This window comes from Vreelandella subterranea (genome assembly GCF_900111305.1).
Lineage (GTDB): Bacteria > Pseudomonadota > Gammaproteobacteria > Pseudomonadales > Halomonadaceae > Vreelandella > Vreelandella subterranea.
Genome location: NZ_FOGS01000007.1, coordinates 80,013 through 92,501, shown reverse-complemented (window position 1 = coordinate 92,501; position 12,489 = coordinate 80,013). Strand labels below are relative to the sequence as shown.

13 protein-coding genes and 3 tRNA genes are annotated in these 12,489 nt (G+C 57.0%); 6 read left to right on the top strand and 10 right to left on the bottom strand.

What is annotated here, in order from left to right; genetic code table 11:
- Window positions 1-42: 42 nt before the first annotated feature.
- The 4 genes from BMX75_RS11275 to BMX75_RS11260 form a co-directional block, all read right to left on the bottom strand.
- Entirely contained in the window at window positions 43-405 is a 363-nt protein-coding gene (locus BMX75_RS11275) for a metalloregulator ArsR/SmtB family transcription factor (protein WP_092827976.1), read from the bottom strand.
- Between the two features lie 237 nt (window positions 406-642).
- Window positions 643-718: transfer RNA gene (locus BMX75_RS11270), tRNA-Asn, on the bottom strand.
- A 47-nt stretch (window positions 719-765) separates the two neighbouring features.
- A tRNA-Asn gene (locus BMX75_RS11265) sits at window positions 766-841 on the bottom strand.
- Window positions 842-876: 35 nt separating this feature from the next.
- A tRNA-Asn gene (locus BMX75_RS11260) sits at window positions 877-952 on the bottom strand.
- Window positions 953-1,131: 179 nt separating this feature from the next.
- Here BMX75_RS11260 and miaB point away from each other — a divergent pair.
- From miaB to BMX75_RS11230, 6 genes are all read left to right on the top strand, one after another.
- The gene (miaB, locus tag BMX75_RS11255; protein ID WP_066322267.1) at window positions 1,132-2,475 is read left to right on the top strand and encodes a tRNA (N6-isopentenyl adenosine(37)-C2)-methylthiotransferase MiaB; all 1,344 of its coding nucleotides are present in this window, start codon (window positions 1,132-1,134) and stop codon (window positions 2,473-2,475) included.
- Window positions 2,476-2,561: 86 nt separating this feature from the next.
- Window positions 2,562-3,644, top strand: coding sequence for a PhoH family protein (locus tag BMX75_RS11250; protein ID WP_092827974.1), 1,083 nt, complete (start codon window positions 2,562-2,564; stop codon window positions 3,642-3,644).
- Window positions 3,641-4,108: an rRNA maturation RNase YbeY gene (ybeY, locus tag BMX75_RS11245; RefSeq protein WP_092827972.1), complete on the top strand. Its 468-nt coding sequence runs from the start codon at window positions 3,641-3,643 to the stop codon at window positions 4,106-4,108. Before BMX75_RS11250 ends, ybeY begins: the two co-directional genes overlap by 4 nt.
- A 101-nt stretch (window positions 4,109-4,209) precedes the next feature.
- On the top strand, window positions 4,210-5,100 hold the full coding sequence (locus BMX75_RS11240; protein WP_092827970.1) for an HlyC/CorC family transporter: 891 nt from the start codon (window positions 4,210-4,212) through the stop codon (window positions 5,098-5,100).
- A 43-nt stretch (window positions 5,101-5,143) separates the two neighbouring features.
- Entirely contained in the window at window positions 5,144-6,610 is a 1,467-nt protein-coding gene (gene lnt / locus BMX75_RS11235) for an apolipoprotein N-acyltransferase (protein WP_092827968.1), read from the top strand.
- 91 nt (window positions 6,611-6,701) lie between these two features.
- Complete coding sequence (locus tag BMX75_RS11230; protein WP_092827966.1) at window positions 6,702-7,043, top strand: hypothetical protein; 342 nt, start codon at window positions 6,702-6,704, stop codon at window positions 7,041-7,043.
- A 1-nt stretch (window position 7,044) separates the two neighbouring features.
- Here the strand turns inward: BMX75_RS11230 and BMX75_RS11225 are convergent, their stop codons facing one another.
- The 6 genes from BMX75_RS11225 to aroC all read right to left on the bottom strand — a co-directional run bounded on the left by BMX75_RS11225 (window position 7,045) and on the right by aroC (window position 12,479).
- Window positions 7,045-7,620: an SCO family protein gene (locus BMX75_RS11225; RefSeq protein ID WP_245748511.1), complete on the bottom strand. Its 576-nt coding sequence runs from the start codon at window positions 7,618-7,620 to the stop codon at window positions 7,045-7,047.
- Between the two features lie 30 nt (window positions 7,621-7,650).
- Window positions 7,651-8,103 (bottom strand): copper chaperone PCu(A)C, encoded by a 453-nt coding sequence (locus BMX75_RS11220; protein WP_092827962.1) that lies wholly within the window; start codon window positions 8,101-8,103, stop codon window positions 7,651-7,653.
- Between the two features lie 242 nt (window positions 8,104-8,345).
- The gene (phaC, locus tag BMX75_RS11215) at window positions 8,346-10,193 is read right to left on the bottom strand and encodes a class I poly(R)-hydroxyalkanoic acid synthase (protein WP_092827960.1); all 1,848 of its coding nucleotides are present in this window, start codon (window positions 10,191-10,193) and stop codon (window positions 8,346-8,348) included.
- A gap of 110 nt (window positions 10,194-10,303) precedes the next feature.
- Complete coding sequence (locus BMX75_RS11210) at window positions 10,304-10,735, bottom strand: phasin family protein (RefSeq protein WP_092827958.1); 432 nt, start codon at window positions 10,733-10,735, stop codon at window positions 10,304-10,306.
- A 183-nt stretch (window positions 10,736-10,918) separates the two neighbouring features.
- On the bottom strand, window positions 10,919-11,314 hold the full coding sequence (locus BMX75_RS11205; RefSeq protein ID WP_092827956.1) for a hypothetical protein: 396 nt from the start codon (window positions 11,312-11,314) through the stop codon (window positions 10,919-10,921).
- 73 nt (window positions 11,315-11,387) lie between these two features.
- A complete protein-coding gene (gene aroC / locus BMX75_RS11200) occupies window positions 11,388-12,479 on the bottom strand; it encodes a chorismate synthase (protein ID WP_092827954.1) in 1,092 nt (363 codons plus the stop codon).
- Window positions 12,480-12,489 lie beyond the last annotated feature (10 nt).

Sequence of the window (12,489 nt, the reverse complement as noted above, 5' to 3'; positions counted from 1 at the left end):
AAGCGCCGGTGCCCCAGTGGCACCGGCGTTTTTCTTAGTCGACTAGCAAAGCGCAGCTCGCCGTGTTGGCCGATCGCCCATGGCAGCCAGGCGCTGTGTCAAACGGGCCAATTGGGCGGCACAGCCCTGCTGTGCCGACTCGATAATATGCCGTGCCCATGTCGGCAGCTGCGGCGCCAGCTGGTAATACACCCACTGCCCGTCCCGCTGGTCCACCAGCAGCCCGCACTGGCGAAGCTGCGCCAGATGACGCGACACCTTGGGCTGGGACTCTTCAAGCACATAGGTCATTTCACACACGCACAGCGACTGCTCATGGGCAATCAGCAGCACCAGCATCAGACGCGTTTCATCGCTCAGGCATTTGAAGACCTGCAGCGCATTCAACGGAGTGGATTTTCCCAAGACGATTATTCCCACCAGATCAATAATGCGGATAGTTTACGCCACCGGCGTGATTATCGGCAAAGCCGCCGACACCAAGCGTCAAGCAGCCCCGCAGAAACACCCCATGCACCACAAGGCAGCAGGCACCTAATAAATAGCAGCGTCAAAGCGAGCTGACGAAAGAAGAACTAACGAAAGAAAAGGCGGAATCGATTAACGGCTGGCGTCATAGAAGGAGGGTAAACAGACGCTAGATGGCTCCCCGAGCAGGACTCGAACCTGCGACCCAATGATTAACAGTCATTTGCTCTACCAACTGAGCTATCGGGGAACAATAGGACTACCGTGAACGGTAGAAAAATATCTTGCGGGGCAATTTGGCTCCTCGAGCAGGACTCGAACCTGCGACCCAATGATTAACAGTCATTTGCTCTACCAACTGAGCTATCGAGGAACAATCTGTTATTGCCGTATTTGAGATCAGTTCATTGGCTCCCCGAGCAGGACTCGAACCTGCGACCCAATGATTAACAGTCATTTGCTCTACCAACTGAGCTATCGGGGAACTGCTCAAACACGGTGCGTAGTATACTGATAGAAACTTAACGGTCAAGCATCGATTCCGCGTCAACGCTAGCCGCCTGTTGGTTGTGTCCGTATAATGCACCCAATCATTCGCGCACAGGCGCAACGACACTTCATTCATCCCTCGTCCTTCCGACGACCCATAGATGACAGGTACCGATGGCGAAGAAGCTCTTCATCAAAACGCACGGCTGCCAAATGAACGAGTATGACTCCTCCCGTATGGCGGACATGCTCGGCGTTTCTCATCAGCTCGAACTCACCGATAACGAGCGCGAAGCCGATGTCATTCTTCTCAACACCTGCTCCATTCGTGAAAAAGCGCAGGAAAAGGTGTTCCATCAGCTGGGACGCTGGAAAAAACTCAAGGACGCCAATCCTGATCTGGTCATTGGCGTCGGTGGCTGCGTTGCAAGCCAGGAAGGCGAAGCATTGCGCAAGCGTGCGCCCCATGTGGACATGGTGTTTGGCCCGCAGACACTGCACCGGGTGCCATCCATGCTGGATGCACGCCGCGACAATCAAATTGCCGCGGTGGACGTGACCTTCCCGGAAATCGAGAAATTCGACCACCTGCCTAAACCGACGTCGGACGGTGCCACCGCCTTTGTATCCATCATGGAAGGCTGCTCGAAGTACTGTACCTTCTGCGTGGTGCCCTACACCCGCGGCGAAGAAGTCTCGCGGCCGTTTGAAGCGGTGATGGATGAGGTCATTCACCTGGCCGACCAGGGCGTGCGCGAAGTCAACCTCCTCGGCCAGAACGTCAACGCCTACCGGGGTGAAAACCAGTTGGGCGATGAGATCGACCTTGCCGAACTGATTGCCTGTGTCGCGGCGGTCGAGGGGATCGACCGCATTCGCTTCACTACTTCCCACCCGGTTGAGTTCACTGACAGCCTGGTGGATGCCTACGCCGACATCCCCGAGCTGGTCAGCCACCTGCACCTGCCGGTGCAATCGGGCTCGGACCGCATCTTGAGTGCGATGAAGCGTGGCCACACGGCAGAAGCCTATATCGAAAAGATGGAGCGGATTCGTGCCAACCGCCCGGACATCAGCTTTTCTTCCGACTTCATTATCGGCTTCCCCGGCGAGACGGAAGAAGATTTCGAAGCAACGATGGACCTGATCCATCGCATCGGCTTCGATCACTCCTTCAGCTTTGTCTACTCGGCGCGCCCCGGCACGCCTGCCGCCGCCCTCGAGGATGAAACACCGGAAAGCGTCAAGAAAGAGCGTCTGGCGATCTTGCAGGCGCGTATTCTCCAGCAGGCCGGGCAAATCAGCCGTCGCATGGTGGGCACCACCCAGCGCATCCTGGTCACCGGCTTTTCGCCAAAAGACCCAGGCCAGCTGTCCGGGCGCACGGAAAATAACCGGGTGGTCAACTTCCGCGCCGCCAACCCCACCGAGCTGATCGGCTACTTCGTGGACGTGGAAATCACCGAGGCCCTGCCCAATTCACTGCGCGGTGAACTCGCCTCCCCCGAGCGTTATTGAACATCGCTTATCCCAGGTAATTGCCCCAACACCGCTTGGGGCAGTAAGCTGACATTGACACCCATCAACCGACAGGTTTTTCACTCTTGAGCCAGCCATCGCCTCAGGCCAATCGCATTACCACCTTAAGCCTTGAACCCAATGACCCTCAGCGCCTTGCCAGCCTGTGCGGTCAGCAGGATGAGCACCTGAAGTTGATCGAAAGCCGCCTGGACGTAACGCTGCGCAACCGAGGCAATGTGTTCCAGCTGGCCGGGCCTGCCAATCGCATCAAAGCCGCTGCCAACGTGCTGGAACATCTCTACCGTGAAACGGCGGCGGAAGAAGTATCGGCCGACACGGTCCACCTGTTTCTTCAAGAATCCGGCCTGGAAGCGCTGGAGGAGGAAGAGGACGATACGGAAGGCGATAGCGGTGAAGTGATCATGCGTACACCACGTACCATGATCAAGCCCCGTGGCCTTAATCAGCAGCGCTATGTCACCAGCATTCGCGAGCACGACATCAACTTCGGCATTGGCCCGGCAGGTACCGGTAAAACCTACCTGGCCGTCGCCGCCGCCGTGGAAGCACTCAATCAGCAGGCAGTGCGGCGTATCTTGCTGGTCCGTCCGGCGGTGGAAGCCGGTGAGAAGCTCGGCTTTCTGCCTGGCGATCTCGCCCAGAAAATCGATCCTTACCTGCGCCCGCTCTACGATGCGCTCTACGAAATGATCGGCTTCGAGCAGGTTGCCAAACTGATCGAGCGCCAGGTGATCGAAATTGCCCCGCTGGCTTACATGCGCGGCAGGACGCTCAACAATGCCTATATCATCCTGGACGAGAGCCAGAACACCACGCCCGAACAAATGAAAATGTTCCTGACGCGTATCGGCTTTGGCTCCACCGCGGTGATTACCGGTGACGTCACCCAGGTCGACCTCCCCAAGGGGCAGCGCTCGGGCCTTATCCAGGTGCTCGACGTACTGAAAGACACGCCTGGAATTGGCGTTACCCACTTTGCCGCCAAGGATGTGGTGCGCCACCCGCTGGTGCAGCGCATCATTGAAGCCTACGACGCCTTCGAGTCCCAGCAGGAAGCCGAGGAGCGCGCCCGCTGGGAAGCGCGCCAGCAAGAGCGGGAAGCCCGCCTGCAGGGCCGCGAAGGCCAGGGGGACACCTCACGATGAGTGGCATCGTGATCGACCGCCAGGCGGCCATCGACGATCAGCACCTACCGACGCAGGCACAGCTCACCCGCTGGGTGGGTGATGTGCTTGCCCGACACCCCGATGACCCACGCCAGGAACTGACCGTGCGTTTTGTCGATCCCGACGAAAGCCGGTCACTCAATCACGATTATCGGGGCAAGGACAAACCCACCAACGTGCTGTCGTTTCCGTTTGAGAACCCGCCGGGCATAACGCTGCCATTACTCGGCGACCTGGTGATTTGCCATGCCATCGTTGTCAATGAGGCTGAAGAGCAGCATAAAGCCCTTGAGCACCATTACGCTCATATGGTGATCCATGGCACCTTGCACTTGTTGGGCTATGATCACATTGAAGAGGAAGACGCCGAGGTGATGGAGCAATGTGAACGCGAGCTGCTTGCCGCCCTGGGTATCAAAGACCCCTATATTGGCGACATATGAGACTTAAGGCCCATACGTTGAACTGGCACCGCGCCCCTGGTCAGTGATAAAACGTCCTTTCGAATCACGCTACCTGAGTCCGTCAACAAGAGATTACCTGCATGAGCGAAGACCGATCGAGCAACGCCAATCAACGATCCTGGCTCGAGAAACTCTTTAGCGCCCTTTCGGGCGACAACGACGAACCCAGCTCCCGCGATGAGTTACTGGAATTTCTACGCCACGCGGCGGGGCGTTTAAAGCTTGACCAGGACGCCATCATGATCATTGAAGGCGCACTGGAAATCAGCGATCAACAGGTTCGCGAAATCCTCATCCCCCGCTCGCAGATCTCGGCGATCACCCTTGATCAGACCAGTGAAGAGTACCTGGCGCTCATCCAGGAGACCGGCCACTCGCGCTATCCAGTGATTGGCGAAAACCTTGACGATGTAAAAGGCATTTTGCTGGTCAAGGATCTGTTGCCGCTGCTTTCCCAGACCCAGGCCGAACGCGATGCGTTTCAACTGGCTGATATCGTTCGCTCGGCGATGTTCATTCCTGAATCCAAACGGCTCAATAGCCTGCTTAAAGAGTTCCGCGATACCCATAACCACATGGCGGTTGTGGTCGACGAGTACGGTGGCACGGCGGGCATTATTACCATCGAGGATATTCTTGAGCAGATTGTCGGTAATATCGAAGATGAGCATGACGCCGACGAGGAAGAGGATATTCGCGAGCTGGACAATAAGCACTTTGCCATCCGCGCGCTGACCACCATTGATGACTTTAACGAGCACTTCGACACCCAGTTCTCTGACGATGAATTCGATACCATCGGCGGGCTGGTGATGCAGCAATTTGGCCACCTGCCGCAACGCGGCGAATATACCCACCTGGGCGGCTGGCGCTTTGAGGTCCTCAACGCCGACAACCGCCGCATCCGCCTGCTTGAGGCCTACCGGGAACATCGCCCTGACAGCAGCGACGACGAGCAGAGCGACACCTAGCCTTCACGCCTCACCCCCGTCCTGGACATAAGGATATCTCGCTATGGGTAGCATCCCGGCTGTGTATCGACAGCTAATCGCCGCACTGCTGGCTGGCGGCTTTACTACGCTGACGGCGTCGCCATTTGAGCTATGGTGGTTAGGGCCGGTGGCCGCAGGCCTGATGTACGCAGGCACGCATCAGCTCACCGCTGCCCAGGCGGCCCTCAAGGGGTGGCTCTACGGGGTGGCACTGTTTGGCAGTGGTGCTTCCTGGGTCTACGTATCGATTCATGACTACGGTTATACCGGCGTACCGCTTGCGCTGTTGCTCACCGCCCTGTTCGTCTGCGTACTGGCGCTGTTTTTCGCCGCCACGCTTTGGCTCTACCGCCGCTTTACCGGCCCCCGACTGGCGCTCGTCAGCTTTGCCGGTATCTGGGTGCTGGGAGAAGTCCTGCGCACCTATCTATTCACCGGGTTTCCCTGGTTATTGTTGGGGTCAGGGTATGTGGACTCGCCACTGGCTGCCTGGGCGCCCATCGGCGGCGTTTATCTACTATCGCTGCTGGTTGCCCTCAGTGGCTCACTCGGCGCGGCGTTGCTGCTGCGCCGCCAATGGTGGACGCTCGCACCACTGGCGGCTATCTGGCTGATACCTCTGGCGTTGCCCACGCAGTGGACCACGCCCGCCGAAACACCCACGCGGGTCGCACTGTTGCAGGGCAACCTTCCCCAGCTGGAAAAATGGACCCCTGAAGGCCAGCGCAATGCCGCCAACATCTACAGCGATTTGACCCGCGACGTCGCCGATGACGTTGACCTGATTGTGTGGCCGGAAACTGCTCTGCCCATGATGGAAACCCAGGCACGCCCGGTGCTTGAGCGCGTACAAAGCAATCTGCCCACTGACACGGCACTGATGACCGGCATTGTCCAGCGCGACATCAACGACCGCTACTTCAACAGCGTGGTGGGTGTAGGGAATGTCGAGGGCAGCTATCAAAAAGAGCATTTGGTGCCCTTCGGCGAATACCTGCCGCTGGAAAGCCTGCTGCGCGGTGCCATCAACTTTTTCAATTTGCCCATGTCGAGCTTTACCAAAGGCGCCCCCGACCAGGCGCCAATGGAGGCCGCGGGGGTCAGCATCGGCAATGCCATCTGCTATGAAATCATTTACCCACAGTTGGTGGCCAGCCGCGCCAGGGAAAGCGATGTATTGATGACGCTGTCCAACGACACCTGGTTTGGCGCCTCGATCGGCCCGCACCAGCACCTGCAGATGGCACGGCTCAGGGCGCTGGAAAATGGCCGCTACGTGCTGCGCGCTACCAGCAACGGCATTACCGCGATCATTGATGCCCAGGGACGCATCGTCGAACGTGCCGCTCAATTCGAGATCGCATCGCTCACCGGCGAGTTCTACGCTACCCAGGGGCTAACGCCGTTTACCCGCATGGGTAGCTGGCCGGTGTGGTTTTTAGCCGCACTGATGGCACTTGTGGGTGTGCGACGAACGCACCGCCGGTAAACTGTCAGCCTGGTAAGCGACGCCGAGTGGTTTACGCGGAAACCGTTAGTCACCGCTTTTTTCCACCCAATCGATACAGGAGACTGCCAAGTTGACGTCTCGCCCCTTTTTATTACTGGTCGTTATTCCGCTACTTCTCTCACTGCTCTTGGGCGGGGTCATTTTTGGTGGCCAGGCTCTGTCCGACAACAATATGGATGAAGATATCCAGCACGCTCTGGCGCAGGAGATTAACCACAATCCTGGCGACATCGAGCTTTCAAAGCTTCAGAAAGTACAGTACGGCTATACCATTTGCGGCCTATACCGCACTTCATCGTCAAAGAGGGGTTACGCCTCGTTTCTTTACGATACGCAACACGACAGCGTCGAACTGGACATAAAATCGAGCCGCTACAAGTCACGCTGTAGCCTCTCTGTTGCCTGCCAGTAATTCAGGCACCGTCATTCACCAGCCGATTGATATCCGCTACCGCGTCAGAAATGGGGTGCGAATCACGTATCAGGAATTGTGCGCCCCCTTCCCGATCAAATGCGAACACCGCGCTCGTGTGCGTCACGATATAGTCGCCGCGCTGATTGGGCTCTTCGTAGTCATACGTAACGCGCATGCGATTGGTCAACGCGTCTATTTCCGCCAGCTCACCGGTAATGCCAATAAACTCGGAACCAAACGCATTGGTGTAACGCTTTACCACCTCGGGAGTATCACGCTGCGGGTCAACGGAGATAAACAGTACCTGGATATCTTCACGGACATCATCGTCCAAACGGTTTAAGGTTCCTGCCAGCCTGGCCAAGGTAATCGGGCACACATCCGGACAATAGGTATACCCAAAGTAAACCAGTGTGACCTTACCCTGATAATCTTCAGCCTCAACGGCCTGACCGTTCTCATCAATCAGCGAAAAATCCAGCAGCGGCATGATTTCCGAGGTCTCTGCCGTGCGCCAATTGCGATCACCACAGCCCACAAGCAACAGTGAAACAAGTAAAATTAACAACCGCATAACCATTAACTCATCCTGCGTGAAAGCGTATTAAAGCGCTGCGGGCGATACCACTTCGAACGTGACCGGCAATCGCTGCTCATCGCCAAATTGCAGAAGCACCTCGACATCCTCCCCTTCAGCCAGTGCCTGCTTACGCCCGATAAACATCAAGTGATGGCCTTTAGGAGCAAACTCGAAACGCTCCCCCGCCTCGACTGCCACCTGTTCCATGGCGTGCATATGCGCCATGCCGTTTTCATCGCTGCTCATATGGATCTCGACATCTTCAAAGGCCTCGCTTTGCGCGCCGACTAAAACAGCTGTCTCGTCACCAGTGTTATGCAGCTGAAAATACCCAGCTCCCGGCTGTTCACCGGGCAACAAGCTCAATCGCGCGTTGCTGACCTGTACGTCCTGCCCGCTGGCATGCCCAGCGGTGATCAACATCAGCAGCATGCCACCGGCCAACAGCCGAGGCGTCTTGAATAGGTGACTGACCATCTTATTTCCCCACTTGGCAAAGGATTGAAATATTCGACACTATTTTATCCCATCAGCAGATACGCTAAACGCTTAGGTGCTGACATTGCTGACATTTCAAAAGTACCGTCACCATAGCCAGATCCCAGGTTTCCGCAACCCTGATGCGACATTATGTCAGCGACACCGTCGATTGTCTGGCCATACGAAAAAAGCCCCGCCGGTGAAAGCAGGGCTATATCGGGCACAGCGTACGGGATCACCTATTCAGGTGTTTCACCCAACACCTCAGGAATCGTGGTTTTGACATAGCGCCCGGGGGCGGGCTCGATCACGCTCAACTCGCCCTCACCCGGCTGACGCGCGGCAACCATTTTTTTCGGATCCGGGTCCGCGTAGCCATTTTCGGTGATCCAGGCCTGCCAGTGAGGCCACCAAGACCCTTCATTGAAGGTCGCCCCCTCAAACCAGGCGTCATGGCTTTCAGGCAGTTGATCGTTCGTCCAGTAACCATATTTTTGCTTATGCGGCGGGTTGACGATACCGGCAATATGCCCCGAGCCACCCAGCACAAAGGTGGCTGGCCCTTTGGGCAACAGCGCACCGTAGTAGGAGCTGTTCCATTTGGCGATATGGTCTTCCTTGGCCGACACGAAATAGCTGGGCGCCGATATCTTCCTGAGATCGATCTTCACTCCGTCCAGTTCGATACCACCGGGCTCGACCAGCTTGTTCTCCAGGTACATGTGCCGCAGGTACCAGGCATGGGTACCGGCAGGCAGGTTGGTGCCGTCCGTGTTCCAGTAGAGCAGGTCGAAGGCGGCCGGGGTTTCACCTTTCAGATAATTATTGATGTAGAACGACCAGAAAAGATCGTTTTCACGCAGCAGGTTAAAGGTATAGGCCATTGAGCGCCCGTCTAGATAACCTTTCAACTGCATGTTCTCTTCAATGCCCTCTACGACGCGTTCATTGAGGAATACGCCGATATCGCCGGGATCGCGGAAATCCTGCAAAGTGGCCATGTAGGTCACCGATTTGACCTTGCGACCACGCCGCGTGCTGGTGAGATAGGCCACGGTTGATGCCGTAAGCGTGCCGCCAACGCAATAACTCAACAGATTGACCGACTTCTCGCCACAGGCTTTTTCGATCGCTTCCATGGCGGTGATCGGGCCCAGCTGCATGTAGTCAGCCCAGGTAATGTCGCGCTGTTCCGGCCCCGGGTTGCGCCAGGAGATCAGGAACACGGTGTGCCCCTGGTCGACCAGCCACTTCATCATTGAATTATCCTGGCGCAGATCAAGCACGTAGTACTTGTTGATCCACGGCGGCACGACCAGCAACGGTGTTTTATAGGTTTTTTCGGTGGTGGGCGTGTACTGGATCAGCTGCATCAATTCATTTTCATACACTACCGCTCCCGGGGTAACGGCAATGTTCTCGCCCACGCCAAAGGCGCTGCGGTCGGTCATGCGGACGTTGATGCCTTCGGCGGAATTGGCCAGGTCTTCGCGCAGCCGCTCAAGACCTTCCACCAGATTCTGTCCCTTGGTTTCCAGCGTGCGGCGCATGACCTCGGGGTTCGTCGATACAAAGTTGGTCGGCGACATGGCATTGACCACCTGGCGGGCGTAAAAGGCCAGGTTGCGCTTATGGGTTTCATCCATGCCGCTCAAGCTATCCACCAGCTCGTCCACCATCTGGGAAAACAGCAGATACTGCTGCATGATGGCCATGAAGTGGGGTTCCCGGGTCCAGGCCTCGTCCTTGAACCGCCGGTCACCTTTCTCCGGCGTGACCAATGGCGATACCTCTTCACCGGCCATCGCCCGCATGCCCTGCTGCCATAGCAGCCACTGGTCCTGCAGCAGGCGTGCCTGGGTCTGCCATAATAACGTCGGGTTCTGCATTAATGATTGCGCCCCGGCTTCAAAGCTTTCCCGCATATCGCTATACACGGAGTCGGCCGCTTCGCTAGGCGCAATGCGCGATAACAGATCCTGCATGAGACCTTGATACTGCTCACCAATATCTTTTAGCTGAGCGTTCCAGGCGTCCAGCTCTTCTTGAGACAGGCCATGGGGCGGTAATTCCCACTCTGCTGACATCTTCATTCTCCTCTACCGGCGCGCAACCCATACGCAACCCGTATGATGGCAGGTAATCAAAGGCTCAAAATAGGCGCGGCGCCCTTGGGCGCCGCGATCAATCGGGTCAATCAGCTTTTACGCGATGACTGGCTGCTCGCTTTCGCGGGCTGCTCACCCTTGGCGGAGGGCTGCTCACCTTTGGCCGCGGCGCTGGCCTGGTCGGCCATTTGCTTGCCTGCTTCACCAAACAGTTTTTCCATTTCTGCCTTGAATTCAAGGCTCATCTCGCTCATCACGCGAGCGTCTTCCTGCATTTGCTGCGACAGCTCGTTCATCATAGCTGCTTGCTGCGTGCCGAAATCGCGCAGGCTTTCAGCATCCTGAATGTCGGTGGCGTTACGCAGGCGTTCGGTGCCCATCTGGCTGTAGCGCTTCATCGCCTCCAGCTGATATTGGGTCATCTTTTCCATGTTGTTGAGCATCAGCGAGTTAATCTTGCGCATCGGCTCAAACATCTGGCGGGTTTGGGCGTTGAAGGCGTCCATCATTTTATCTTGCATGGTGTCTACTCCTCTTTTCGTTCCTTGGCATGAGCCGAGAGTGACTCACACAAACGCAAATTGCTGCACTGCAAAAAGAGTAATCCTTGACAGGGTGTGTTGCAACTACCTAGACGAAAACGGCTTCTAACGCTTTGGTCGTGCCCTGGCGACATTACCCTCATAGATCGCACTGCTTTCCGTTCACTCCGCTTTCCGTTTTGCCCGTGAACGGGAAGATGCCGTTGCCTTGGCATTGGCATCGGTGCTCTTGGTACTTGTCGTGCTACTTTTTTGAGTTTTGTCCTCTTCGGGAGCGCCGCTACTACTGGTACTGGCGTTCCCGGCCTGCTTCAACATATCAAGCATCATCTGCTGATAGGTGCCAAAGTTGGACAACCCCTGAGAAAGGCCCTGCTGCATCATGGGCTGCTGCAGGAAGGGCCGCATCAGGCTCATGGGATCATACCCTTCAACCCCGGACTCCATTTGCCGCTGAATGTTATCAAGCAAATGTTGCTGGAACGCTTCAACATCGGGCAACCCCAACGCCTGGCGAAACTCATCGGGGGTGAGATCGAACTCAACGTTAATCTTCATCGGCGGCTCCTGCTTTATTAACCAATCTTGTTTTATTTAAGTGTAGCAGCGATATACGAAGGACACCTTGCCGCTAGCGTTGGGTTAGCCGTGGCGTATCAACGCTTACCTCACCGTTTTGCCCTCGCTGACGTAGCCAGTGGTCCATCAGCGTGATCGCCATCATCGCTTCCGCGATGGGCGTTGCGCGAATACCCACGCAAGGGTCGTGACGGCCTTTGGTCACCACCTCGACGGCGTTGCCGTTGACGTCGATCGAGCGCCCCGGCGTGGTGATGCTTGACGTCGGCTTCAGCGCCAGGCGGGCCACAATGGGCTGGCCGCTGGAAATCCCGCCCAGCACCCCACCGGCGTGGTTGGACAAAAAGCCCTCCGGCGTCATCTCGTCGCGATGCTCACTGCCCCGTTGATCAACGCAGCCAAATCCGGCGCCAATCTCAATCCCTTTTACCGCATTGATACTCATCAAACCATGCGCCAGATCAGCATCCAGGCGATCAAATACCGGCTCACCCAGCCCGACCGGCACGCCCTCGGCCACCACGGTGATCTCCGCGCCGACGGAATCCTGATCACGGCGCAGCTGATCCATGTAATCTTCAAGCTCCGGCACTCTGGCGGGATCGGGGCAGAAAAACGCGTTCTGTCCGACGGCATCCCAGGAGTGGAAATCGATCTTGATCGGGCCAAGCTGGCTCATGTAGCCACGCACCTGCACGCCCTGAGCCGCCAGGTACTGCTTGGCGATGGCGCCCGCAGCGACGCGTACCGCGGTTTCCCGGGCGCTCGAGCGCCCGCCGCCACGATAGTCACGGTGACCATATTTGTGGTGGTAGGTGTAGTCCGCGTGGGCGGGGCGGAACTGATCCTTGATTTTTGAATAATCTTTCGAGCGTTGATCGGTGTTCTCGATGAGCAAGCCAATCGAGGTTCCGGTCGTTTTGCCTTCGAAAACCCCCGACAGGATTTTCACCTGATCCGCTTCTTGGCGCTGGGTGGTATACCGCGAGCTGCCGGGGCGGCGGCGGTCCAGGTCGTGCTGTAAATCCGCCTCGGATAGGGGCAGCCCCGGCGGGCAGCCATCGACGATCGCGCCTAGCGCCGGGCCGTGGCTTTCCCCGAAGGTGGTGACGGTAAATAGTTTGCCAAATGTATTGCCGGACATGAGCCTTAGC